General features: G+C 62.0%; 20 protein-coding genes and 1 pseudogene. 18 read left to right on the top strand and 3 right to left on the bottom strand.

Features of this window, described 5'->3' with window-relative positions:
* The first annotated feature begins 41 nt into the window (after positions 1-41).
* The 13 genes and pseudogenes from argS (at position 42) to PR018_RS08100 (ending at position 14981) form a co-directional block, all read left to right on the top strand.
* Positions 42-1802 (top strand): arginine--tRNA ligase, encoded by a 1761-nt coding sequence (argS, locus tag PR018_RS08160; protein ID WP_142823049.1) that lies wholly within the window; start codon positions 42-44, stop codon positions 1800-1802.
* A 60-nt stretch (positions 1803-1862) separates the two neighbouring features.
* Positions 1863-4904, top strand: coding sequence for an SPOR domain-containing protein (locus PR018_RS08155; protein ID WP_142823048.1), 3042 nt, complete (start codon positions 1863-1865; stop codon positions 4902-4904).
* A 113-nt stretch (positions 4905-5017) separates the two neighbouring features.
* Entirely contained in the window at positions 5018-6031 is a 1014-nt protein-coding gene (gene nagZ, locus PR018_RS08150) for a beta-N-acetylhexosaminidase (protein WP_142823047.1), read from the top strand.
* A 73-nt stretch (positions 6032-6104) separates the two neighbouring features.
* The gene (locus PR018_RS08145) at positions 6105-6902 is read left to right on the top strand and encodes a segregation and condensation protein A (RefSeq protein WP_374113746.1); all 798 of its coding nucleotides are present in this window, start codon (positions 6105-6107) and stop codon (positions 6900-6902) included.
* Positions 6903-6937: 35 nt separating this feature from the next.
* Entirely contained in the window at positions 6938-7615 is a 678-nt protein-coding gene (scpB, locus tag PR018_RS08140) for an SMC-Scp complex subunit ScpB (RefSeq protein ID WP_142823596.1), read from the top strand.
* Between the two features lie 187 nt (positions 7616-7802).
* On the top strand, positions 7803-8036 hold the full coding sequence (locus PR018_RS08135; protein ID WP_111221750.1) for a twin-arginine translocase TatA/TatE family subunit: 234 nt from the start codon (positions 7803-7805) through the stop codon (positions 8034-8036).
* Positions 8037-8090: 54 nt separating this feature from the next.
* Positions 8091-8663, top strand: a pseudogene (gene tatB / locus PR018_RS28370) (Sec-independent protein translocase protein TatB); the annotation flags it as partial.
* Positions 8664-8956: 293 nt separating this feature from the next.
* Complete coding sequence (gene tatC / locus PR018_RS08125) at positions 8957-9784, top strand: twin-arginine translocase subunit TatC (protein WP_142823044.1); 828 nt, start codon at positions 8957-8959, stop codon at positions 9782-9784.
* Positions 9785-9885: 101 nt separating this feature from the next.
* On the top strand, positions 9886-11169 hold the full coding sequence (gene serS / locus PR018_RS08120) for a serine--tRNA ligase (RefSeq protein WP_142823043.1): 1284 nt from the start codon (positions 9886-9888) through the stop codon (positions 11167-11169).
* Positions 11170-11385: 216 nt separating this feature from the next.
* Positions 11386-12039, top strand: coding sequence for a protein-L-isoaspartate(D-aspartate) O-methyltransferase (locus PR018_RS08115; RefSeq protein ID WP_142823042.1), 654 nt, complete (start codon positions 11386-11388; stop codon positions 12037-12039).
* Between the two features lie 167 nt (positions 12040-12206).
* The gene (locus PR018_RS08110; RefSeq protein WP_142823041.1) at positions 12207-13808 is read left to right on the top strand and encodes a LysM peptidoglycan-binding domain-containing M23 family metallopeptidase; all 1602 of its coding nucleotides are present in this window, start codon (positions 12207-12209) and stop codon (positions 13806-13808) included.
* A 155-nt stretch (positions 13809-13963) separates the two neighbouring features.
* Positions 13964-14425, top strand: coding sequence for a nuclear transport factor 2 family protein (locus tag PR018_RS08105; protein WP_142823595.1), 462 nt, complete (start codon positions 13964-13966; stop codon positions 14423-14425).
* A 7-nt stretch (positions 14426-14432) separates the two neighbouring features.
* Entirely contained in the window at positions 14433-14981 is a 549-nt protein-coding gene (locus tag PR018_RS08100) for a TetR/AcrR family transcriptional regulator (RefSeq protein WP_142829208.1), read from the top strand.
* Between the two features lie 134 nt (positions 14982-15115).
* Here the strand turns inward: PR018_RS08100 and PR018_RS08095 are convergent, their stop codons facing one another.
* Both PR018_RS08095 and PR018_RS08090 read right to left on the bottom strand, forming a co-directional pair.
* The gene (locus PR018_RS08095; RefSeq protein ID WP_142823040.1) at positions 15116-16663 is read right to left on the bottom strand and encodes a putative bifunctional diguanylate cyclase/phosphodiesterase; all 1548 of its coding nucleotides are present in this window, start codon (positions 16661-16663) and stop codon (positions 15116-15118) included.
* Positions 16664-16877: 214 nt separating this feature from the next.
* Positions 16878-17753: an ATP-binding protein gene (locus PR018_RS08090; RefSeq protein WP_263431689.1), complete on the bottom strand. Its 876-nt coding sequence runs from the start codon at positions 17751-17753 to the stop codon at positions 16878-16880.
* A gap of 200 nt (positions 17754-17953) precedes the next feature.
* On the opposite strand from PR018_RS08090, the gene yajC reads away from it, so the two are divergent.
* From yajC to PR018_RS08065, 5 genes are all read left to right on the top strand, one after another.
* A complete protein-coding gene (gene yajC, locus PR018_RS08085; RefSeq protein ID WP_142823038.1) occupies positions 17954-18304 on the top strand; it encodes a preprotein translocase subunit YajC in 351 nt (116 codons plus the stop codon).
* Between the two features lie 62 nt (positions 18305-18366).
* Complete coding sequence (gene secDF, locus PR018_RS08080) at positions 18367-20916, top strand: protein translocase subunit SecDF (protein ID WP_142823037.1); 2550 nt, start codon at positions 18367-18369, stop codon at positions 20914-20916.
* Positions 20916-21305, top strand: coding sequence for an Mth938-like domain-containing protein (locus tag PR018_RS08075; RefSeq protein ID WP_111221759.1), 390 nt, complete (start codon positions 20916-20918; stop codon positions 21303-21305). The genes secDF and PR018_RS08075 overlap by 1 nt, the downstream gene beginning before the upstream one ends.
* A 9-nt stretch (positions 21306-21314) precedes the next feature.
* Positions 21315-22169, top strand: a complete 855-nt coding sequence (locus tag PR018_RS08070; RefSeq protein ID WP_142823036.1) for a phytoene/squalene synthase family protein — start codon at positions 21315-21317, stop codon at positions 22167-22169.
* Between the two features lie 71 nt (positions 22170-22240).
* Positions 22241-22702 (top strand): hypothetical protein, encoded by a 462-nt coding sequence (locus PR018_RS08065; RefSeq protein ID WP_142823035.1) that lies wholly within the window; start codon positions 22241-22243, stop codon positions 22700-22702.
* On the opposite strand, the gene trmFO is transcribed toward PR018_RS08065, so the two are convergent.
* Positions 22693-24138, bottom strand: coding sequence for a methylenetetrahydrofolate--tRNA-(uracil(54)-C(5))-methyltransferase (FADH(2)-oxidizing) TrmFO (gene trmFO, locus PR018_RS08060; RefSeq protein ID WP_142823034.1), 1446 nt, complete (start codon positions 24136-24138; stop codon positions 22693-22695). The genes PR018_RS08065 and trmFO overlap by 10 nt on opposite strands.
* Positions 24139-24162: the final 24 nt, after the last annotated feature.

Below are 24162 nucleotides of genomic sequence, written 5' to 3'. Positions count from 1 at the left end.
GACGGATGGCTGACTGAAACCGCCCATGCTTGGAACTGATTATGAACCTATTCACAGACTTCGAAGCCAGAGTTAAGCTCGCCCTTGAAGATATTGATATCATCAAGGAAAAGCGATCCGAACTCGATTTTCGTCGTGTCGGCATCGAGCCGCCGCGCGATCCAAGTCATGGCGATGTGGCGACCAATGCAGCGATGGTTCTGGCCAAGGCCGTGGGCACCAATCCGCGCGTACTTGCCGACGTCATTAGCGTTAAGTTGCGGGAAGATGCTGACATCGCCGAGGTTTCCGTCGCCGGTCCAGGCTTCATAAACATCCGCCTTTCGGTCGGCTACTGGCAGCGCCTGCTGGCAGCGATGATCGCCAATGGCGAGACGTTCGGCAGATCGACGGTCGGTGAGGGCGTGAAGGTCAACGTCGAATATGTGTCCGCCAATCCCACCGGGCCTATGCATGTCGGCCATTGCCGTGGCGCGGTCGTCGGCGACACGCTGGCCAACCTGCTCGAGTTCGCGGGCTATGGCGTGACCAAAGAATATTACATCAACGACGCTGGCTCGCAGATCGACGTCCTGGCGCGCTCGGTGTTCCTGCGGTACCGCGAGGCACTTGGCGAGCAGATCGGCGACATTCCGGCGGGTCTTTACCCGGGCGATTATCTCGTGCCGGTCGGCAAAGCTCTGGCGGATGAATTCGGCACCAAGCTGCGCAGCATGCCGGAAGATCAGTGGCTGCCCATCGTCAAGGACAAGGCCATCGACGCGATGATGGTGATGATCCGCGAGGACCTGGCGGCGCTGAACGTCGTCCACGACGTCTTCCTGTCGGAGCGGACGCTGCACGCCAACGGTGCTGCGCCGATCCGCACCGCGATCAACGACCTCACCTTCAAGGGCTTCGTCTACAAGGGAACCCTGCCGCCGCCCAAGGGTCAGGTGGCGGAGGACTGGGAAGATCGCGAGCAGACATTGTTCCGCTCGACCGAGGTCGGCGACGACATCGACCGGCCACTGATCAAGTCGGATGGCTCCTACACCTACTTTGCCGCCGACGTTGCCTACTTCAAGAACAAGTACGACCGTGGCTTCAACGAGATGATCTACGTGCTCGGTGCGGACCATGGCGGCTACGTCAAGCGTCTCGAAGCGGTTGCCCGCGCCGTCTCAGATGGTCAGGCAAAGCTGACGGTGCTGCTCTGCCAGCTGGTCAAGCTGTTCCGTAACGGTGAGCCGGTGAAGATGTCGAAGCGCTCCGGCGACTTCGTGACGCTCCGCGAGGTTGTCGACGAAGTCGGCCGCGACTCCGTGCGCTTCATGATGCTCTACAGAAAGAGCTCCGAGCCGCTCGACTTCGACTTCGCCAAGGTGACCGAGCAGTCGAAGGACAACCCAGTCTTCTACGTGCAATATGCCCACGCGCGCTGCATGTCGATATTCCGCCAGGCGAAGGAAGCATTTCCGGGTCTGGAAGTATCTGTCGAGGAAATGGCGGCTGCCGTCCATGGTGCGATTGTCGATCCGGCGGAGCTGGCGCTGGTTGCCAAACTGGCGGAGTTTCCGCGAATCATCGAGAGTGCGGCGCTGGCCCAGGAGCCGCATCGCATCGCATTTTACCTGTATGACCTGGCGAGTTTCTTCCACGGACACTGGAATAAAGGTAAAGATTTTCCGGAATTACGATTTGTTAACGATAAAAACCGAGAATTGAGCATTGCCAGACTTGGGCTGGTGCACGCTGTCGCGTCGGTTTTGAAATCTGGTCTCGGTATTACCGGGACCGCAGCACCGGCTGAAATGCGATAAACGTCACCATTTACCCACATTGCGCTGGCAATAGCGTAGCAGTTGCGGGTGGATGAAGTAATGGCTGAAAAACAGTTGGCGTACCGCGCAGGCGGAAAAGATGAGTTCTTCGCGGACGACGATCCGCTCGCCGAACTCGCCCGCATCGTCGGATACGACAAGCGGCCATCCACACCTGTCGCTGCAAACCAGCGACAGGAGCCGGCTTTCGATCTCGAGGACGAGTTGCTCCGCGAGTTTGAGCGTTACGACGCGCCGCGCACTCCCCAGGCATCCCAGCCCAGCCATGCCGTTTATTCCGAGCCCGTGTACGGGAACGGCACGCCGGCAAACGATTTCGCCGCCGTCGAACCGACGCATGCGCCGGAGCCGCAGGCGGAAGTGCAGGCCGCATACGAAGCTCCGCATGCAGAACAGATGCTGCAGCCGGAAGAGCCGGTTCATGCTGAGCCGCCGGTCGTCGATGCCTCGCATTTCGAACCGGCTGAAGAGAGCTGGGAATCGGTCGTCGAGCCGACCACCATGCCGGTTGCTGCCGAAGAGCTGGAAGAACTGGCTTCTGCGCCCGAGGTTGCCAACCGCGATCTGGTCGATGAACTGGAAATGTCAATATCTGCGCCGGACGTCCAGCCGACCCCGCCGAGAACGCAGCAGTGGGCTGCAGCCACCATCCGGTTGCCGCTTGCGAATTTCAATGCGCCGCGCCGCGAGCCGACGATGGATGCCTTCGGCGCTGTCGAGCCTGTGCCCACCGTAGAGCCTGTTGCTCCCGCTGCGCCGCCGGAAGTCGCGACCTTTGAACCCGAACCCGTCGCAGAATTCGTGACGCACGAGCAGCCTTCCTATCCTGTCGAAATGGACCGTGCCGAAGCGGTGCAAGCAGAGACGCCAGTCGTTTCCAAGCCCGATCCCGTTTTGGCGGATGTGCATGTGGAAGAAGAAGCGCCGCTTGCTGGCGTCGATCTCCCACCCGCAGCCCGCGCCGAAGAGATTGCGGCCGCTACCGTCGTGCCGGAACCTGCGCCTGTATCGGCTGCGAGCAGCTACCAGGGTCTCGATATCGACGATCTTCTGGCCGACGTATCGCGTTATCCCGTGCCGTCGCGCGAACAGATCGCCGCGCGTATCGATCCTTCACTCGTCAATCCGCCCGCACCGCGCGCGTCAATGGCCACGCCTGTCACGGCCCAGCCTGAATCGGTGAAGTCACCTGACCCCGAGCCAGTCGTTGCTGCTGCGGACGAAGACTTCGATGGCTTCGACGAGCATGATTTCGACCTCGATCTTGCCGATATCGAACTGGAGCTGGCCGAACTCGACTTTGCCGACCCGAAGTCGCTCGCAGAGGTCGAAAAGCCTGCAAAGCCTTCTGAGCCGGCAACGGACTGGAGACAACCGGAGCCTGTGGCCGCCGTCCAGCGCTCTCCGAGTTATGCCGCTGCAGCTGCCTCTACCTATGCCAGCGCCACCGCGCCAACTTATGCCAGCGCTGCTGCGCCTGCCGAACAGCGCGCCGCCGTCCACGAGGCTGAACCCGTCGTCGACAGCTACCAGGAACTGCCATTCGATCCCAATGAGATTTCGGAGACGGAAGATCGGGTCGAGACATTCGAGGATATCCACGTTCCGGCACTACCGCCGGCAGAACCGGACGAGCCAGTCGTTGCCGCACCCGACTACGATTTCGACATCGATGCGGAGATGGCGAGCCTGTTCAGTGCGCCGGCAGATACTTCGCCCGAGCCAGCCTCGGCGCCATCCATGACGGAAGCGGCATTCGCGCCGGGAGTGGCAACGTCTGTTCCCGTTCGCGGCGTGACGATGCAGCAGAAGACCGGCGGAGGCCTCGACGAGTTCGAACGGGCACTGGAGGAAGATTTCCGCCAAAGCTTCCGCGAAACGCCCAGCCGGCCTGAAAACGTCTCGCCGATGATGTTCGAATCGTCGCACACGGCCAACGACCGCTGGCGGGCGCGTTCCATGCGCGGCATCGCCATTGCTGCTGCCGCTGTCGTTGTGCTCGGTGGCGGTGCCTACGGCATGTATCGCTGGGTCTCCCATAACGGGTCGCCGATCAGCTTTGCATCTGGTGAGCCACGCGTCATCACCGCCGACAAGGATCCCGTGAAGGTCGTTCCGACCGATCCGGGTGGCAAGGTGGTGCCGAACCAGGACAAGGCGGTCTACGACCGTGTTGCCGGCGCGGCCACTCAGCCGCCAAAGCAGAAGGAACTCGTGACTTCGGACGAGCAGCCGGTCGACGTCGTCCAGAAGACGCTGATCCCCGAAAACAGCCTTCCCGATGACAATGACGGCAGCGGAGAAGCCAATCTGTCGACACCCGTCGGCGAAACGGAAGATCCGCGCCTGCTGCCAGGCCAGGGCAACCCTGCTGCTACCAGCCAGGACGGCAATTCCGGTGTTGCGGCGCGCCGCGTTCGCACCATGATCGTCAAGCCTGACGGCTCGCTCGTGGCTCGCGAAGAACCGGCTCCCGCAGATGACAGTGCCGCTCCTTCCGCCCCCGCTGCGGCTGCAGCGCCGACGACGCCTGCTGCCGACAACAGCCAGATGGCATCGGCCGATGATGGCGACGCGCCGAGTGCCGACAGCGCTCCGATCCGCACGGTGAAGACGACGCAGATTGCCAACGCACCCGCTGCTGCGCAGCCGCCAGTCAACACGCCTGCTGCCGGCTCCACCGACGCAGCACCGGTGCCGACGGCCCGTCCGACGCAAACCGCATCGGCGACGCCGGCCGCCGCCAAGCCTCCGGTTACGCCCCAGCCTGTTCGTGTGGCTTCGGCTACGCAGGCAGCACAGCCGGTCAAGACGGCACCCGCGGCAACGGCTTCGGCCGGCGGTTACGGCATGCAGATCGCGTCGCTGCCTTCCGAGCAGGAAGCCAAGCGCTCGCAGGCCAACATGGCGGCGAAATATGCCAGCGTCATCGGTGGCCATCCGATGGAGGTCCGCAAGGTCGACATCGCCGGCAAGGGTACCTACTACCGCGTCCGCGTCGCGGTCGGCTCCAAGGACGATGCCGCAGCGCTCTGCGTCAAGTTCCGGGCTGCCGGCGGCACCTGCCTGATCTCGAAATAAGCGATCCCAGCTATCCCACATAGTGAACGGCGGACCTCGGTCCGCCGTTCTTTTTTGTGCACGAGTGGCCGCCTACGCTCGTCATCGAGCCCTGCCACCCTTATGATTTTGGCATGACCGAATCGAAAGCAATGATCCTGGGCTGTAGCGGCCTGTCCATCACTCCCGAAGAGCGCGCCTTCTATGCCGGCGAGCGGCCGTGGGGGTTCATTCTGTTTGGCCGCAACATCGGCGAGCCGGCGCAGATCGCCGACCTCGTGGCTGCCCTTCGCGACAGCGTCGGTGCCGACGTGCCCGTCATGATCGACCAGGAGGGTGGCCGGGTGCAGCGTATCCGTCCGCCGATCCTGCAGCATTATCCGTCAGGCCAGGCGCTCGGAGATATCTATCGCCGCGACCGCGAGGCGGGCCTGCGCGCCGCCTGGCTGATGTCACGGCTGCACGCCTTCGATCTCCTGAAGTTCGGCATCAACATCGATTGCCTGCCGGTGCTCGACGTCCCCGTCGAGGGCAGCAGCAACGTCATCGGCAACCGCGCCTATGGCGGCGACCCGGTGACCGTGACCGAGATGGGCCGCGCCGCATCGGAGGGCCTGAAGGCCGGCGGCGTGCTGCCTGTCATGAAGCATATGCCGGGCCATGGCCGGGGCTTTGCCGACTCGCATCACGAACTGCCTGTGGTATCCGTGTCCCGGTCAGAGCTCGAAGCCCATGATTTCCCGCCCTTCATGGCGCTGAAGGACGAGCTGATGGCGATGACCTGCCATGTCGTCTTCACCTCCATCGATCCCGACAACCCGGCAACGACATCGAAGATCGTCATCGACGAAGTCATTCGCGACTTCATCGGCTTCAAGGGACTTCTGATCTCCGACGACACCTCGATGAATGCGCTTGCCGGCACGATTGGCGAGCGGGCTGCAAATATCATTGCCGGCGGCTGCGATATCGTGTTGCATTGCAATGGCATTATGGACGAAATGAAGCAGGTGGTTGGCGCAGTGCCTGTGCTTTCGGGCGAAGCGCTTGCGCGGACCAGGGCGGTCGAGGCGGCCTTCGGGCAGGGCGATGGTGCCGACGAGGAAGCCATTCGCGCCGAGTTCGACGGGATGCTGTCGATCGCCTGACACGAGCGATCTGCGAGGGGCGAGATTGGACAACGGCAAGGCCACGGATCTGACCAAAGCGGCGGCAACGCCGATGGATCGGCTGTGGCAGGAACCTGCCGTGGATCGCGATCCGCAGGAGCCGGCACTTGTCATCGACATCGCCGGCTTCGAAGGGCCGCTCGACCTGCTGCTGCATCTTGCGCGCAACCAGAAGGTCGATCTGGCGCGGATTTCGGTGCTGGCGCTGGCCGAACAATATCTGGTCTTCGTCGAGACCGCGCGCCGGGTCCGCATCGAGCTTGCGGCCGACTACCTGGTCATGGCGGCATGGCTTGCCTTTCTGAAATCGAAGCTGCTCATTCCACAGCAGAACAAGGATGACGGGCCGAGCGGCGAGGAAATGGCCGAGGCGCTGGCCTTCCGGCTGAAGCGGCTCGAGGCGATGCGGGATGCTGCCGCCAGCCTCGTCAACCGCAACCGGCTCGGCCGCGATGTGTTCGCCCGGGGGGCGCCGGAGCACATTCCGGACCAGCGGCAGTCGGCCTTCGACGCCAGCCTCTACGATCTTCTCAATGCCTATGCAGGGCTGCGTCAGCGCCAGGCTATAACCCAGGTAACGATCGAACGGCGGACCGTGTGGTCGCTCGTCGAGGCGCGCGCCATCCTGACACGGATGATCGGCGACGTGCCTGAATGGACGGCGCTCGAGCATTACCTGCTGCGCTACATGACAAGCCCGAGCGAGCGAGTGACCGCCATCGCCAGCGCTTTTGCAGCGTCGCTGGAGCTTGTGCGCGAGGGCAAGATGGAGATCCGCCAGGAAGGCGCCTTCCAGCCGCTCTACATGCGCCGTGGCCCGAAGCACGCCATCCTCGACGCGGCGGAATAGGAGTGGCGGTGTCGGAAGGGCAGGCAGAGACTGAGATGACGGGCGAGGGCGCAGCGGATGCGGCGCGGCTGCGCGAGGCCGAGCGGATTACCGAGGCATTGATCTTCGCTTCGGCAATGCCGGTCTCCGAAGCCTATATCCGCGACCGGATTGCTGATGGCATCGACGTGCGCGCGATGGTGCTGCGGCTGCGCGAGAATTATGCGGGGCGGGGCGTCAATCTTGTCCAGGTCGACGATGCCTGGGCATTCCGGACGGCTGCCGATCTTTCCTTCATCATCCGGCGGGATGAGCATGAGGTCCGCAAACTGTCGCGCGCCGCGCTCGAGGTACTGTCGATCGTTGCCTACCACCAGCCGGTAACCCGGGCCGAGATCGAGGATATCCGCGGCGTGCAGACATCGAAGGGAACGCTGGACGTGTTGATGGAAGCGGGCTGGGTCCGCTTCCGGGGACGCCGGCGCACACCGGGAAGGCCGGTCACACTGGGCACGACACGCGATTTTCTCGATCATTTCGGGCTGGAGGAGCTCCGCGACCTGCCGGGTCTCGAAGAGCTGAAGGGGGCAGGGCTTCTCACCGGGCGTATCCCTGCCAATTTCGCCATGCCCTCGCCTGTGATGAGCGACGAATTGAGCGAGGACGAGGATCCGATCACCCAGCTCGACCTGGAGGAGCTGGGATTGCTGGCGCCGACCGGTGCGCCGGATTGACGCCGGTTGCGGTGAGGACTGCTTCGACAACCCGTCTTTGTTCCGCCACAGCACGAGAGGATTATGGATAGCGAAAGCGGGCGGCGATGGATGGTGGTATCAAGTCTTAGCGACCGGGCGATTTTGGTGTTTGAAAAAGCTTGGCAAACCGCTTACATCCTAGGGACATAACACAAGGGGTATCGTCATGGGTTCTTTTAGTATGTGGCACTGGCTGATCGTTCTGGCCATCGTGCTGTTGTTGTTCGGCCGCGGCAAGATCCCGGAACTGATGGGCGACGTCGCCAAGGGCATCAAGAGTTTCAAGAAGGGCATGACCGACGAGGACGAAACGGCTGCGCCGCGCGACCAGCCACGTGGCGATCCCATCCGTCCGGAAATGGGCCGCACCGTCGATCACAAGGCCGACGAAACGAAATAACCAGAATGGGGTGCATGGCGGCCTTCTCGTGCCGTGCCCGCCCAGGAGCCTTTGATGTTCGATATTGGTTGGAGCGAACTGCTCGTCATAGCGGTTGTTTTGATCGTTGTCGTCGGCCCGAAAGACTTGCCGCCCATGCTGCGAACTTTCGGCAAGATGATGACGCGTTTTCGCAAGGTGGCCGGTGATTTCAGGGCGCAATTCGATGATGCCTTGCGAGAGGCCGACCTGGACGATGTCCGTCAGACGATTGCCGATGCTCAGAAGCTAAACCCGGCGCATAGCCTGCGTGAGGCAATGAACCCGTTGCGGCAGATGGGCAATGACATCAAGGCCGATCTGCAGCGCTCGACGACAGTCGAACGTCCAGCGGAACCGCAGATGCTGCCGCACACTGATGGCGTTGCGTCGGAGCCGACGGCTCCTGTTGTAGCCGAAGCTCCGGCACCGGTCGTCGCTCCCGCACCTGCCGCGATTGCGGAGGCCGCTGCCGTGGTAGCCGAGACGGCCGTAAAGCCCAAGGCGGTGCGCAAGCCGCGCGCCAAGCCGGAGCTGATCGCCACTGAGGTGCCGACCCTCGAGACGACGGTTGAAGCGATCACGGCGCCAAAGGCTGCGCGCAAGCCTCGCGTGCGGGCTGAAGCGCTCGACGTGCAGGCCTCGGCTCCCGTCGTGACGTCCGTACCCGTCGTCAAGGAAGTTCTCTCCCCGTCGACGCCAGTCCGTCGGCCCCGCGTCAAGGCGCAGGCTGCCGATTTGGAAGGGCCTTCCGTCGTCGAGCCGGCCCAGGTCGGGCTGCCCGCTGCCGACAAGCCGAAGCGGGCGCGCAAGCCGGTCGCGCCGAAGCCTGCTGTCGATAACGCTGTTCCACAGCAGGCGGCTGGCACCTCGAACACGCCTGTCACCAAGGAAGACGATGCATGACCAGTGATATCGGCGATAAGCCGCAGCCGCTTATCGAACATCTCATGGAATTGCGGACGCGGCTGATGTGGTCCATCGCCGCGTTCTTTATCGCCTTCATGGTGTGCTTCGCCTTCGCCAAGCAACTGTTCAACTATCTCGTCTACCCATATAAATGGGCGGTGATCTGGGCCCATCTCGATGTTGCCAAATCGCAGCTGATCTATACGGCGCCACAGGAATTCTTTTTCACGCAGGTCAAGGTGGCGATGTTCGGCGCCTTGGTCATTGCCTTCCCGATCATCGCGGCACAGATCTACAAATTCGTCGCGCCCGGCCTCTACAAGAACGAGCGCAACGCTTTCCTGCCGTTCCTCATCGCCTCGCCGGTGCTGTTCCTGATGGGCGCGGCGCTGGTATATTTCTTCTTCTGCCCGATGGTGATGTGGTTCTTCCTGAAGATGCAGCAATCGCCGGCCGATGGTGAAATCGCCATCTCGCTGATGCCGAAGGTGTCGGAATATCTCAGCCTGATCATGACGCTGGTGTTTTCGTTCGGACTGGTCTTCCAGCTTCCGGTCATCACCACGCTGCTTGCCCGGGTCGGATTGCTGACCTCGACATGGCTTGCGGAGAAGCGCAAGTTTGCGATCGTGCTTGCCTTTATCGCCGCAGCCATACTGACGCCGCCGGACCCGATGTCGCAGATCGGCCTTGCCGTTCCAACCATCCTTCTCTACGAGATTTCGATCTACGCTGCACGTATGGTGGAGCGTAGCCGCAAGCGACAGGGTGAAGAAGAAACAGCGTCCTCTTCGGCCATCGTACCGCGCGACGAAGACTGATTTTTTAACGCCGCATCCCTGCGGTATCGCCCTTTAACTCCGGCTGGAGGCTTGGTCAGGCCCCGGCCGGAGCTGTTTTCACGAAGCGACCGGGAACGACGATGCTCGATATCAGATGGATCCGTGACAATGCCGAAGCCCTCGATGCAGCGCTTGCCAAGCGCAGTGCCGAGCCGCAGGCGCAAACCATCATCGCACTCGACGAAAAGCGCCGCTCCGTCGTCCAGGCGCTGCAGGACATGCAGTCCCGCCGCAACGCCGCCTCCAAGGATATCGGCGCGGCTATGGCCCAGAAGAACAGTGCGCTTGCCGAGACACTGAAGGCGGAGGTAGCCGAGATCAAGGTCGCCATGCCAGCCGCCGAGGCCGAGGAGCGCGAGTTGACGGCGGCGCTCACGGATGCCCTGTCGCGCCTGCCGAACATTCCCTTCGACGACGTACCGGTCGGCAAGGACGAGCACGACAATGTCATTGCCCGCGTGGTCGGTGAAAAGCCGCGGTGGAACCATCCGCCCAAGGAGCACTTCGAGATCGGCGAAGCGCTCGGCTACATGGATTTCGAGCGTGCCGCCAAGATTTCCGGCTCGCGCTTCACCGTGCTGACGGGGCCGCTGGCGAGGCTCGAGCGGGCGCTCGGCCAGTTCATGCTCGACCTGCACACCGGCGAACACGGCTATACCGAGGTCAGCGCACCGCTGATGGTGCGCGATGAAGCTATGTACGGCACCGGCCAGCTGCCGAAGTTTTCCGAAGACCTGTTCCGCACCACCGATGGCCGCTGGTTGATCCCGACTGCCGAAGTGCCGCTGACAAACCTCGTCTCGGGCGAGATCCTCGAGCAGGACAAGCTGCCTCTGCGTTTTACCGCGCTGACGCCATCGTTCCGTTCGGAAGCCGGTTCGGCCGGACGCGACACGCGCGGTATGTTGCGTCAGCATCAGTTCTGGAAATGCGAGCTGGTATCGATCACCGATGCCGATAGCGCGGTTGCCGAGCACGAGCGGATGACCGCCTGCGCCGAGGAAGTGCTGAAGCGTCTGGGGCTGCATTTCCGCACGATGATGCTGTGCACCGGCGATATGGGGTTCGGCGCCCGCAAGACCTACGATATCGAGGTCTGGCTGCCCGGCCAGGATGCCTATCGCGAAATCTCCTCGTGCTCCGTCTGCGGTGACTTCCAGGGCCGGCGGATGAATGCCCGCTACCGTGGCAAGGACGACAAGGCCACCACCTTCGTGCATACGCTGAATGGCTCCGGCACGGCCGTCGGTCGTTGCCTGATCGCCGTGCTCGAGAATTATCTGAACGAGGACGGCTCCGTGACTGTGCCTGAAGTTCTGGTGCCCTATATGGCTGGATTGAAGACCATCGAGCGGGCAGCATAGCAGGACGGTGCCAGTGTTATCGACGAAGACCGACCAAACCTTCGCGACCTCGCGGCCATTTGCTGCGCGGATCGCTGCCTGTTTCCTGTCGGGTGAGGGTGCGGATATGCGCGCTTCACAGCAAAAACAGCTGCCGGTAACTTCTTTGAAACCCGATCACGCCAATTATGCGCCTCAGTCCGGCACATTGCGGGCGGTTGGTCACGGAGTAGCGGTTTGACAGCTCGACTTCTTGAGAGGGAAGGTTTTGCGGCCGTCGTGCTGCGGCTGCGTGCTGAAGGCATTTCCGACATCGACCTATTGACTGCCGTGGAGCAGACGCCTCGCTCGCTGTTCGTGCCGGCGCAGGCGGTGTCAGATGCCTATTCCAGCCGGACGATCCCGATCGAATGCGGATCATTCATGGAAGGCATCGACCTCGTCATCAGGCTTCTCCACCATCTGAAGGTCCGGCCGGGCCACCGCGTACTCGAAGTCGGCACCGGCACGGGATTCACAGCTGCCGTCATGGGCCGGCTCGGCGAACGGGTTCTGACAGTCGACCGCTACAAGACGCTGACGATTGCAGCACAGAAGCGCATCGAGACACTGGCGATGCGCAACGTCATCGTACGCCAGGCGGACGGTAGCGCCGGCATGCCGGGCGAGGGTACGTTCGACCGCATTCTGGTGACCGGCGCCTTCCCGACCATGCCGCGCTTCTATGCCGACCAGCTGGTCTCCGGCGGCTCGATGATCACGCCTGTGATGATAACGGATACCGTTTGCCGCATGGTGCGCCTGACAAAGACCGGCAGCCGTTTCGAGCGCGAGGAACTGTTCGAAGTTCCCTACCTGCCGATCATCCCGAAGCTTGCGGCCTATCTCTGACGCTTGGCGGGATTGCAGCGTTTCGGCACGCCGCAGCCACGGGGCTGTGGACTATGGTTAGCAATTTCTCAAAAAAATCCACATGACTCCAGCGCCTTAACCGCATGGTAAGATTAACGCGCTTTAATGGAACTCACAAATGGGTTGCGTCTTAAGTGGGTCGAGTCATGCGTTTCAGCTTTCCGTTACATATCAGCACGACGACAGGCAAGGTCCTGGTTGCAGCATTTCTCGCGAGCGCCGCGACAGGCTGCAGTTCGGATGCCTCTCGTTTCTCGGGGATGTTCGCAAGCTCCGGTTCGAGCTCCGACACCATGACGACGGGTTCCATCCCGCGACGGCAGCTGAGCGGTCTCGACCGCGATCCTGTCCCGCCCGCCAACGTGGCCTCTGGTCAATCGGATTACGGCAATGGCAATGCTGCCATGAACCAGCCCTATCCGTCGCAGCCGCAGACATACAAGCCGGCCTATTCCAACGCACGGATTGCTGCCGCTCCGTCGGTTCAGCGCTCGCAGCTGGCCGCGCCTGCCGGTATCGCCACATCCGACCACCTGTCGACACGGCCGCCCCGCGAAGAGCAGCAGGCTCTTGCGCAGCCCTATCCAGATGCCGCGCCGAACCGCGGGTCTGCTCCGCATTCGCTGGCCCCACCGCGCGAGGCCCCGGATCGCATGGCGACCGGCACCACGCCCGGCAAGCCGTCTGCCTGGACCGGCGATAACGCGCCAACCGTTACTCTGCGCCCCGGCGAGACGACGAAGACGCTTGCCAGCCGCTACGGCGTTCCGGAAAAGGAAATCCTGCGCGTCAACGGCCTGAAGAGCGCCGCGTCCGCCCAGCCGGGCCGCTCCATCATCATTCCAACCATGAATGGCGGCGCTAATGTCGTGAAGGCATCGTCGCAGGCCGCCGATCTCGACAAGGGTGGCAAGCAGCCGATCCCGTCGAAGGCGCCCGAACAGGATGCCGCTGTTCTTCCGAACGGCAATACGGCCCGCGACAAGCAGCAGCTGAGCGCCGAGAACGGCTCCGGCAAGCTCTCGGCCGGGGCAGGCAAGGGACCGACGCCGGGCAGCTACGTGGTCAAGCCGGGCGATTCGCTCGCCAAGATCGCCAAGGCCACCGGAACTCATATCGACGCGCTGAAGGCAGCCAACGGCATCGGCAAGAACGGCATCCAGGTCGGACAGACGCTGAAGCTGCCGCAGGCTGGCGCAGCACCGGCTGCCGACGATATGAAAACAGCTTCGATCGCGCCTGAAAAGGCACCGGTCAAGGCAGCTGCACCCGTCGCTGCCGAGGAGCCGACCAAGGTCGCCTCGCTGCCGACCCAGTCCGTCAACGACGCCCAGAAATCGGACGCCGGCTCCGCTGCGCCGGAATCGACCGGCATCGGCAAGTATCGCTGGCCTGTGCGCGGCGCGGTCATCGCCGCCTACGGCGCCAATGTCGAAGGCAGCCGCAACGACGGTATCGACATCTCGGTGCCATCGGGCACGCCGATCAAGGCCGCCGAAAACGGCGTCGTCATCTATGCCGGCAATGGTCTCAAGGCGCTTGGCAACACGGTGCTGGTACGCCACGACGACGGCACGGTCACCGTATACGGCCACGCCGACACTCTGAGCGTCACGCGCGGACAGAAAGTACAACGCGGCCAGACACTCGCAACTTCAGGCATGAGCGGCAATGCCAAGCAGCCGCAGATGCACTTCGAGGTCCGCAAGAATGCCTCGCCGGTTAACCCAATGACCTTCCTTGAATAGATAGTGCGTCTCGAGGAGTTATGCAAAAAGCCCGGTCATGCCGGGCTTTTTGTCGTTTTGGACGATACGACGGTGACTCAGTAGCTGCTCGCTGATTGACATGGCTGTACCTTTTGGTACAGAATAAGCAAATTGGTAAAAGAAGGAGGTTGCTCGTGGTTTCCCTGATTCCCCCGTTCTCGGTTGAAACCGCCACCCTGAAAGTCAGGGCGGCTGAAGATGGCTGGAATAGCCGCAATCCGGAGAGGGTAGCGCTGGCGTACACGCCAGACAGCGAATGGCGAAACCGGGCCGAGTTTGTAACCGGCCGTCCTGCGATCATTTCCTTCCTGACGAGAAAGTGGGAAAAGGAACTGGATTACCGCCTCATCAAGGAGCTCTGGGCGTTTTCGGAAAACCGCATCGCTGTCCGTTTTGCCTATGAGTGGCACGATGATAGCCAAAACTGGTTTCGCTCCTTCGGGAACGAAAACTGGGAATTCGATGCCGACGGCCTGATGCAGCGGCGCTTTGCTTGCATCAATGACAAGCCCATACAGGAGCACGAGCGCCGGTATTTCTGGCCACTGGGCAGGCGACCTGATGACCACCCCGGTCTGTCAGATTTCGGATTTTGAGGTCGATGTGAAAGCGGTATTCGAACGGCAAGACGTTGTGCGGTTGCTAGCCGAAGTCTTTCGTGATCTCGGCTATGACGGCACGACCCTAAACAGCATCACGGAGCGCATCGGGGTAGGAAAGGGAAGCCTCTACCATTTCTTTCCCGGAGGGAAGGAGGAGATGGCGGCCGCAGTGCTTGCAGACGTCGATGCGTGGTTTGAGCGGGAGATCTACGAACCGCTGCGCAGGGGCGAGCCAAATGCGGCGATTGCCGCGATGTTGGACAACGTCATGATCTACTTCCGGTCTGGCAGCCGCATCTGTCTGGTGGGAACGTTTGCCATGGTTGCAACGCGCGACACGTTTGGCGCGTCGATCGCGTGTTACTTTAGGCGTTGGATCGCGGCGCTGTCGGATGCTCTTCGCAGGGCGGGACAACCAGCGGATCTGGCTGATATCGAAGCGGAGCGCATGGTGATGACGATCCAAGGCGGAATTGTACTGGCTCGAGCCCTGGATGACACCGAAGTCTTTCGGCGTGCCGTCGAAAATATGCGCGCCGTATATCGCTAATCCAGCTGAAACGGGAAAATCGCGCGCAAGCCAGTTGCGTCGTGTTTGTCGCTGGATTTCCCTCGCGCGCGTTTCAGCAACTCAAGCCGGCGCTTGGCCAGCAAGTTGCTGTACAGGTAACCTTGTCAATAGCCTCAGGCGACCATCATCTCCGAGGTTTCCACCAGTTTGCAATCGAGTTCGAGGAGGCGGGATGCTTCGGCGGCGGGGACGGCTTTGCCGAAGAGGTAGCCCTGGCCGAGATTGCATCCCATCCGGATCAGTGCCTGGAGCTGCTCCTCGGTCTCGATGCCTTCCGCCGTCGTCAGGATATCCAGCCCCTTGCCGAGACCGATGATCGTTCTCAGGATCTTCTCGTTTTTCTTGCCGTCGGCGGCTTCCGAGACGAACATCCGGTCGATCTTGATCTTGTCGAAGCTGAACCTCGAAAGCTGGCCAAGGCTCGAATAGCCCGTACCGAAGTCGTCGAGCGCGATGCGTATGCCGGCATTCTTCAGATCGGCGATGATCCGCTCGGCAGCGACGAGATCCTGGATGAGCGCCGATTCGGTAATCTCGATCTCGAGGCGTGACGGAGGCAGTCCGGCTTCGGAGAGGATCGTCAGGATACGGATTGCCAGCAGCCCGTCATGCAGCTGCGTCGGCGACAGGTTGAAGGAGAGAATAACGCCGTTCGGCCAGGTGGCGGCATCGGCGCAGGCAACCCGGAAGAGCTTGACCGTCAGCTCGCCGATCAGGCCCGTGCGTTCGGCAAGGTCGATGAAGACGGTGGGCGGCACGAACTTGCCCGGTTCCTGTTCCCAGCGGGCGAGCGCTTCGAAGCCGTTGATCCTGCCCGTGTGGAGATCGACGATCGGCTGGTAATAGGGCTTTATCGTATTTTTTCTGATCGCTTGACGAAGCTGTTTCTCGAGCTCGGAGCTTTCCTTCCACCGCTCGCGCATCGTGGGTTCGAAGGCGCGGATTTTTCGTGCCGGGTCGTTCTTTGCCGCTTCCATGGCAACTTCGGCGCAGCGCACGGCGCTTGCGAGGTCAGTCCCGTCGACGGGAAGAAGCGCATAACCGACCGCGACGCCAACTTCGACCGCCTGTCCCCTGACGGCGACCGGTCTTGCGATTGCGGCCGCTACCTGTTCGGCGATTTCAGCGTGATCCGCTCCGGCGATGAACGCAATAAAGTCCCGTCCACCGGTCCTGAAGATATCGTCAGACGGGAAGATCGCCTTCAGGCGCTCCGCCATCACCCGCAGCACGTCGTCTGCCGTCTTGTGGTCGAACAGGTCCTTGATCTTTTTAAAGCCGTCGAGCTGGAGGGCGAAGACGCCAAGCTTGTCCTCCCCGCTGTGTTGCGGGCAGGCCATGCGTTCGTCGAGAGACCGGCGGTTGGGGAGCCCTGTCGTTTCGTCGTGACCGGAGATCCACTTCACACCCTGCTCGGCAATCTCGCGGCGGCCGACTTCCCGGCTGAGATCGCGCAGGCGAAGGATGGAATAGATCAGGCTGACCAACCCGGTGACTGTAATCGCCAGCGCCAGGTCGTCGAGCTGATAGTCGTCATTGCGTAGCACGAATGCGGTTACAGCCTCGAACGCCTGGAATTGGCTTCCCAGCGCCCAGATGACTGTGCCGAAGACTCCCAAGAATATCGCTTCGTGGCCAGCTTTGCTGCGAAAAAAAGGCATGACATCTCCCAGGCGATGGCTGTCATAGCCTTCTCAGAGGTCACTCATTTTCCTCAGCCCAAACATATCGCGGCATCATAAAGTAAATCTTAATTAGCAAATTCAAAGTGAAAATGAGTTTTTATTCATATACTTTGGGTTTCCAAAGTATTTCTTGAGCCTCCAAGTTTAATGCTGGCATACGGTCGCAATTCCTTGCCCGGGCCGGGAAAAGTCAGTCGCGCGGCAGCTCGATCCGTTGTCGGCCGGCCAGATCCTGGATGTACTGCCAGGCAACGCGTCCGGAGCGCGCCCCCCGGGTCGTGGACCACGCCAGCGCCTCCCGGTGCATCTCGTCGCGATCGAGAGCGAGGTTGAAGTGTTTGGCGTAACCATCGATCATCAGCAGGTAGTCGTCCTGGCTGCATTTGTGGAAGCCGAGCCAGAGGCCGAAACGGTCGGAGAGCGAAACTTTCTCCTCGACGGCCTCGGACGGATTGATCGCCGTCGACTGCTCGTTTTCCATCATGTTGCGCGGCAGGAGGTGACGACGGTTGGACGTGGCGTAGAAGAGCACATTGTCGGGTCTGCCTTCGACGCCGCCGTCGAGCGCTGCTTTCAGCGATTTATAGGCTGTGTCATCGTGATCGAAGGAGAGGTCGTCGCAGAAGACGATGACGCGCAGCGAGGCCGCCTTGACGATGTCGAGCAGCAGAGGGAGCGTCGAGATATCCTCCCGGTGGACCTCCACCAGTTTCAACGGGACGCCGGTCGAGCGGATGATGTCGGCGTGCACGGCTTTTACCAGCGAGGACTTGCCCATGCCGCGTGCGCCCCAGAGGAGCACGTTGTTGGCAGCAAATCCCTCGGCGAAGCGCAGCGTGTTTTCGTGCAGGATGTCGCGCACATGATCGACACCCCGGATAAGGCCGATTGCCACCCGGTTCGGACGGGGCACGGGCTGTAGGTGCTCGCGGGCAGGGCTCCAGACGAAGCAGTCCGCAGCATCCCAGTCATTGACGGCACGAGCCGGGCCGGCCAATCTTTCGACCGCCGATGCCAGACGGCGGAGTTCGGCAAGGATCAGTGCGTTTTGATCTTCGGTCACCATGTTTCCTCCGGATGGGTTATGGGACGCAGCGGCAAAAGTTCATTTCGCTGCCGGGTAGCATGGCCTTTCCCCGGCCGAAAGGTTAAGAGGCTGAGAAAACGGTACGGTTATCGGCTGTTTTTGTTGCATTTGCCACGATCACAATGATATCTCGCGCGGTGTAACGGGTTGTTTCCCGCCTGGATTTTGAGGAGTTCCCGATGTTTATCACCAACGCATACGCCCAGAGCGCCACCGATACCGCCATGGGCGTGTTTGGCGGTTCCGGCATGGAGATGGTTTTCCTCTTCGTTCCGCTGATGGTCGTCTGGTATTTTCTCCTTATCCGGCCGCAGCGCGCCCAGGCTCGCAAGCGTGACGACGTTTTGAAGAATATCCGTCGCGGCGACCAGATCGTCACGGGCGGCGGCATCGTCGGCAAGGTCGTCAAGGTCGTCGACGATAAGGAACTGGAAGTCGAGATTGCCGAAGGCGTCAAGGTCCGCGTCGTCCGCACGGCGATCTCGGAAGTCCGCGTCAAGGGTGAACCGGTCAAGGCGGACGCAGCCTAGCATCGATAACGGGCGGCCGGCCGTCCGGCCGCGTCGCGACGAATAGTAAAGTCGAGAACGCCATGCTGCAATTCTCCCGCTGGAAGACAATCCTCGTTTGGCTTGCCGTTGTTGCCAGCGTCCTCGTCGCACTTCCCAACCTGTTCAGCGACCGCCAGCTCGAGCGTTTCCCGAGCTGGCTGCCGCACCACAAAGCGATCCTCGGTCTCGACCTCCAGGGCGGATCGCGGATCTCGCTGAAGATCGAGCGCGACGAGATCGTCGCAGCCCGGCTGCAATCAACGATCAACGATGTCGCGCGCCGGCTGCGTGATGCGAAAATTCCCACCGTCGATCTTTCCGGTACCGTCCAGACCATCACCATGCACCTGACCGACGTCGGCCAGATGGCGGCGGCAACCGATGCACTCAAGCCTTTAACCGACAGCGTCGGAAGCTCGGCCACCGGCGGTTCGATCCGCGAGGCGACCGTCGTCCCCGGCGATGGCGGCCTGATAACCATGGCACTGACCAACGAGGGTATCGCCTACCGTACCGCGGAGGCGCTGGACCAGTCGATCGAAGTGGTTCGCAGCCGCGTCAAGCAGGTCGGCCGCCGCGAGCCGCTGATCCAGCGGCAGGGCAGCGACCGGCTCATCGTCGAGGTGCCGGGCCTGACCGATCCCCAGCGGCTGAAGACGCTGCTGAACCAGCCGGCGAAGCTGACCTTCAACATGCTGGATACGAGCATGCCGGTGCAGACGGCGATCGACACGCAGCCACCGGCCAATTCCGAAGTGCTGTATTCGCAGGACGATCCGCCGGATAGCTACCTCGTCTTCAAGCGGCCCGTGGCCAACGACCAGAGCATCATCGCCGCCGAGCCGATGCTGGATACCCAGACCAAGCAGAACGTCGTTACCTTCCAGCTCGATGCAAAGGCCACCCAGGCATTCGCGCAGGCGACGGCGAAGAACGTCGGCAAGTCCTACGTCGCCGTACTCGACGACCAGGTGATCTCGGCACCGCTGATCAAACAGCCCGTGACCGATGGCAAGGGTATGCTGGCAGGCAACTTTTCGCCAGAGGGGGCTGCCGACCTCGTCATCCTTCTGCGCTCCGGCTCGTTGCCGGCAACGCTGACGGTGGTCGAGGAGCGTACCGTCGAGCCCGGCCTTGGCGCCGATTCGACCCGTGCGAGCATCATCGCCGGCATCGTCGGTGCCTTTGCCGTGGTTGCCTTCATGGTGTTCTTCTATGGTTCGCTCGGCGGTTTCGCCACCGCGGCGCTGGTTTTCAACATCATTCTCATCATGGCGATCCTCAGCCTTTTCCAGGCGACGCTGACCTTGCCAGGTATCGCCGGCATCATCTTCACGATGGGCCTGGCGGTGGATTCGAACGTGCTGATCTATGAGCGTATCCGCGAAAAGCTGAAGGGTGGGACGCCGTTCGTGCAGGCTTGCGAAAGCGGATTTGCGCGCGCCTACACGACCATCATCGACGCCAATGTGACGACGCTGATCGCCGCTGCCATCCTGTTCTCCATGGGGAGCGGTCCCGTGCGCGGCTTTGCCGTGACACTCGGGATCGGCATCATCGCATCGCTGTTTACGGCTTTCACGCTGACCCGCTGGCTGATTGCCATCTGGATCAAGCGCCGCCGGCCGAAGCATTTGCCGAAGGGCGTGCGGACTGCCGTCTTCGACGGCGCCAATATTCGCTTCATGGGCATCCGCCGCTATACTTTCACGATCTCGGCCGTGCTTTCGGTGCTGTCGATGATTGGTTTCTTCTCGTTCGGCATGCATCTCGGTGTCGATTTCACCGGCGGCTCGCTGATCGAGGTTCGTGCCAAGCAGGGCAAGGTCGATATCCCGGATATCAAGACGCGGCTCGGGCAGCTGAATATCGGCGATGTCCAGGCGCAGCCGATCAGCAATGCGACCGGTGCGCTGATCCGCCTGCAGTCGCAGGATGGCGGCGAAAATGCCGAGCAGTCGGCGGTAACGCTGGTGCGTGGCGAATTGCAGGACAAGTACGAGTTCCGCCGCGTCGAGGTCGTGGGTCCGGCGATATCGGGCCAACTGACGCGGGCGGGTACGTTTGGCGTGATGGCCTCCCTGGCGGCGATCTTCATCTATATCTGGGTGCGGTTTGCCTGGCAGTATGCGCTGGGGGCGATCATCGCGACGCTGCACGATATCATCCTGACCTTCGGCCTGTTCGTTGTCACCGGTATCGAATTCAACCTGACGAGCATCGCGGCGGTGCTGACGATCATCGGCTATTCGCTCAACGATACCGTCGTCGTCTACGACCGGATGCGTGAAAACCTCAGGCACTACAAGCAGATGCCGTTGCCGATCCTCATCGATGCGTCGATCAACCAGACCCTGTCGCGTACCGTGCTGACGGCGGCAACCACATTGCTGGCGCTGCTGGCGCTGTCGATCTTCGGCGGCGAGGTCATCCGCTCGTTCACGTTCGTGATGTTCTTCGGCGTTGCGGTCGGCACCTTCTCGTCGATCTACATCGCCGCACCGGTGCTGATCGCCTTCAAGCTTCGGCCGCGCGGGGTGCAGCCCGGTCCGCAGCCGGATGTGCCGCCAGCCGGCAAGGCGGTGGCCTGATGGCCCGTGGCATAGAGATCCGCTCCGCCCATTTTCCCGGCCGCGCGCCGATCGACGTCTATGGCAATGGCGGCTTTCGTTTTGCCGACATGTCACATCGCGGCTCGATCCTCTGCCTGCCGTCTGGCATCTACGGCTGGGACATGACGGCCGCCGATGCACTGACGCCGGATCGCTTCCAGAAGGTCATCGACGAGGCTGCCGAGATCGAATTCCTGCTGGTCGGCACCGGTGACGATATGCGACCCTTGCCGCAGGCGCTGAAGACGGCGTTTCGCGATGCCGGCATGTCGTCGGATCCGATGAATACGGGAGCGGCAGTGCGGACCTTCAACATCATGCTGTCCGAATCGCGGGCGGTTGCCTGCGCCCTGATCGCCGTCGACTAGGGGCCCGAGATGGCGGCAGCGCTTCGCAGCAACGAGGAGATCTGCCTCGCCATCCTTCGCGACACCGATCGCGACCGTTATCTCGCGTGCCTGCTGTCGCCGGAGGACAAGCGCCGGCCGCTTGCAGCGCTTTATGGTTTTCATGCCGAACTTGCCCGCATCCGCGATCTGGTCCACGAGCCGCTGCCCGGCGAGGTGCGCCTGCAATACTGGCGCGACCTGCTCGAAGGCCAATCGCACGGCTCGACCGAGGCCAATCCTCTGGCGTCGGAGTTGTTGCAAGCAATCGAGACACACAGGTTGCCACGCGCCACGCTGGTCAACATGATCGACGCCCGGATTTTCGATCTCTATGACGACCCGATGGAAAACCGAAATGCCCTCGAAGGCTATGCCGGCGAGACCGCATCGGCGCTGATCCAGTTGGCCGGTCTGGTGCTGTCGCCGTCCGATGCTGCCCGCTCGACCGATGCTGCCGGCCACGCAGGCGTCGCCCAGGCGATTGCCGGCTGTCTGCTACTGATGCCGCTGCATCGCCATCGTGGCCAGCTCTACCTGCCGCTGGAAATCCTCTCCGCTGTCGGCCTCGACCGTGACAGTTTCCTCGCGGGCACGGATATCCCCCGGGTCACCGCTGCCATCGATGCATTTGCAGGTCTCGGGCAGGAGCATCTGGCGAAGGCCCGCGCCTCAGGGCCCGTCGCACCGGGCCTCATGCCGGCATTCTTGCTTGTGGCGCTCACAGGGCCTATCCTGCGCAAGGCGCAGAAACTCGGTGCCGGCATCCTCGATCGGCCGATACAGGCCTCGCAATGGCGTCGCCAGCTCAGCATGGCCGTTGCCGCGATGCGCGGAAAATTTTGACACCAGTCAAACTCGCGCAAGTCTCGCGCGTTATGCGGCTTTAACGCACTCGTCCTGAAGGGAGAATCGCCATGGCAATGTTCATCTGGTTGGCGATCTTTGTTGCTGTCGTCGGTTTCGGGTTTTACGCCACCCGCATGGTGGCGCAGGACAAGGAGGAGAGCCTCAATGACCTCGGTCTGGCGATCCTGGAATTCGGCCGGGCCTTCCCGACCGAAGCGATCCGCCAGTTGCAGAAGACGAGGGATGGAAAGGCGCTGTTCGTCCGCCTGCACGACAACAAGGCCGGCTTCATGAAGGATCTCGGCAAGCATTTCGCCTGCCACGTGATCGAGCCGGGCAGGGCGCGCGTGCGGGACGCGGCCGACCAGCGCCGCATCACCATCGATTTCCTCGACGTGCCGCATCACAACGGCACCTACGAGTTCACCTCGGCAAAAGAGGCCGCCGAGGTGTCGCTGTGGTTGCTCGGCAATTATGTCGCGACCGATGATCTCGTCTTGCCGGAAAAGACGGCCGCCAATCAGCCCTGAACGGCCATGGCCTCGACGGGTTCGGCAGCCGGCTCAAGACCGAGCCATCGAGCGCAATCCGCCAGCGCCCTCTTTGCCACCAGCTGGCGCTTCATGATCGTCTTGTCCTTGCCGCGAAAGCGCTTGATGCCTTCCGGCTTGACGATCGAACCGGGTTCGAGTTCCGGGAACAATCCGAAATTGATGTTCATCGGCTGGAACGAGCGCTTGCCGGGCTCCTCGTCACTGACGATATGGCCACCGGTAATGTGGTTGAGAAGTGCGCCGAGCGCAGTGGTGGCTGGCGGCAGGCTCGGCGTGTTTCCGTGGCGTTCGGCAGCTGCGAACCGTCCGGCGAGAAGCCCGATGCTGGCACTTTCGACATAACCCTCGCAGCCGGTGATTTGGCCGGCGAAGCGCAGGCCGGGCCGCGACTTCAGCGCCAGCGAGTGATCGAGCAGCACCGGCGAGTGGATGTACGTATTGCGGTGAAGGCCGCCGAGGCGGGCAAACTCGGCATTCTGCAGGCCGGGGATCATGCGAAAGATATCTGCCTGCGCGCCGTATTTCAGTTTCGTCTGGAAGCCGACCATGTTGTAGAGCGAACCCAGCGCATTGTCCTGGCGAAGCTGGACGACGGCATAGGCCTTGACGGTCGGGTTGTGAGCGTTTGTCAGCCCCATCGGCTTCATCGGGCCGTGACGAAGCGTCTCGCGGCCGCGTTCGGCCATCACCTCGATCGGCAGGCATCCGTCGAAATAGGGGGTGCCTTCCCATTCCTTGAAGCCGACGGCATCGCCTCCGATCAGCGCATCGATGAAGGCATTGTACTGGGCTTCGTCCATAGGACAGTTGATGTAGTCCTTGCCGTCACCGCCGGGGCCTACCTTGTCGTAGCGTGACTGGAACCAGCAGATATCCATGTCGATGCTGTCGCGATAGACGATCGGCGCAATCGCATCGAAGAAGGCCAGCGCATCGGCACCTGTTTCCTCCTGGATCGCGGCAGCAAGGCTCGGTGCGGTCAGGGGGCCGGTGGCAATGATCGCCTGATCCCATTCCTTCGGGGGCAGGCCGGTGATTTCCTCGCGAACGACGGTAATCAGCGGGTTGCTTTCGATCTCACGGGTGACATCGGCTGCAAAGCCGTCACGATCGACGGCAAGTGCGCCGCCGGCCGGCACCTGGTTGCGATCGGCGCAGGCCATGATCAGCGAACCGGCCAGCCGCATTTCCGCATGGATGACGCCGACGGCATTGCTGCTGGCATCGTCGGAGCGAAAGGAATTGGAGCAGACGAGTTCTGCGAGGTCGTCGCCCTTATGAGCATCGGTGCCGCGAACGCCGCGCATTTCGTGCAGGATGACCGGGATACCGGAGGCTGCGATCTGCCAAGCGGCTTCCGAGCCTGCAAGGCCGCCGCCGATGACGTGGATGGGAGATAGGGTTGTTTTCATGGGCGGCTGAATAGCACGATGGCT

The sequence above is a fragment of the Rhizobium rhododendri genome, assembly GCF_007000325.2.
GTDB classification, from domain to species: domain Bacteria; phylum Pseudomonadota; class Alphaproteobacteria; order Rhizobiales; family Rhizobiaceae; genus Rhizobium; species Rhizobium rhododendri.
The sequence above is the reverse complement of the archived record's forward strand: the minus strand, read 5'-3'. Positions and strand labels throughout refer to the sequence as shown.

What these genes read in the sequence shown, in the direction of transcription:
- argS (WP_142823049.1), top strand. Translation starts at nt 42, where the DNA reads ATGAACCTATTCACAGACTTCGAAGCCAGAGTTAAGCTCGCCCTTGAA.
- PR018_RS08155 (WP_142823048.1), top strand. Translation starts at nt 1,863, where the DNA reads ATGGCTGAAAAACAGTTGGCGTACCGCGCAGGCGGAAAAGATGAGTTC.
- nagZ (WP_142823047.1), top strand. Translation starts at nt 5,018, where the DNA reads ATGACCGAATCGAAAGCAATGATCCTGGGCTGTAGCGGCCTGTCCATC.
- PR018_RS08145 (WP_374113746.1), top strand. Translation starts at nt 6,105, where the DNA reads ATGGATCGGCTGTGGCAGGAACCTGCCGTGGATCGCGATCCGCAGGAG.
- scpB (WP_142823596.1), top strand. Translation starts at nt 6,938, where the DNA reads ATGACGGGCGAGGGCGCAGCGGATGCGGCGCGGCTGCGCGAGGCCGAG.
- PR018_RS08135 (WP_111221750.1), top strand. Translation starts at nt 7,803, where the DNA reads ATGGGTTCTTTTAGTATGTGGCACTGGCTGATCGTTCTGGCCATCGTG.
- tatC (WP_142823044.1), top strand. Translation starts at nt 8,957, where the DNA reads ATGACCAGTGATATCGGCGATAAGCCGCAGCCGCTTATCGAACATCTC.
- serS (WP_142823043.1), top strand. Translation starts at nt 9,886, where the DNA reads ATGCTCGATATCAGATGGATCCGTGACAATGCCGAAGCCCTCGATGCA.
- PR018_RS08110 (WP_142823041.1), top strand. Translation starts at nt 12,207, where the DNA reads ATGCGTTTCAGCTTTCCGTTACATATCAGCACGACGACAGGCAAGGTC.
- PR018_RS08095 (WP_142823040.1), bottom strand. Translation starts at nt 16,663, where the DNA reads ATGCCTTTTTTTCGCAGCAAAGCTGGCCACGAAGCGATATTCTTGGGA.
- PR018_RS08090 (WP_263431689.1), bottom strand. Translation starts at nt 17,753, where the DNA reads ATGGTGACCGAAGATCAAAACGCACTGATCCTTGCCGAACTCCGCCGT.
- yajC (WP_142823038.1), top strand. Translation starts at nt 17,954, where the DNA reads ATGTTTATCACCAACGCATACGCCCAGAGCGCCACCGATACCGCCATG.
- secDF (WP_142823037.1), top strand. Translation starts at nt 18,367, where the DNA reads ATGCTGCAATTCTCCCGCTGGAAGACAATCCTCGTTTGGCTTGCCGTT.
- PR018_RS08075 (WP_111221759.1), top strand. Translation starts at nt 20,916, where the DNA reads ATGGCCCGTGGCATAGAGATCCGCTCCGCCCATTTTCCCGGCCGCGCG.
- PR018_RS08070 (WP_142823036.1), top strand. Translation starts at nt 21,315, where the DNA reads ATGGCGGCAGCGCTTCGCAGCAACGAGGAGATCTGCCTCGCCATCCTT.
- PR018_RS08065 (WP_142823035.1), top strand. Translation starts at nt 22,241, where the DNA reads ATGGCAATGTTCATCTGGTTGGCGATCTTTGTTGCTGTCGTCGGTTTC.
- trmFO (WP_142823034.1), bottom strand. Translation starts at nt 24,138, where the DNA reads ATGAAAACAACCCTATCTCCCATCCACGTCATCGGCGGCGGCCTTGCA.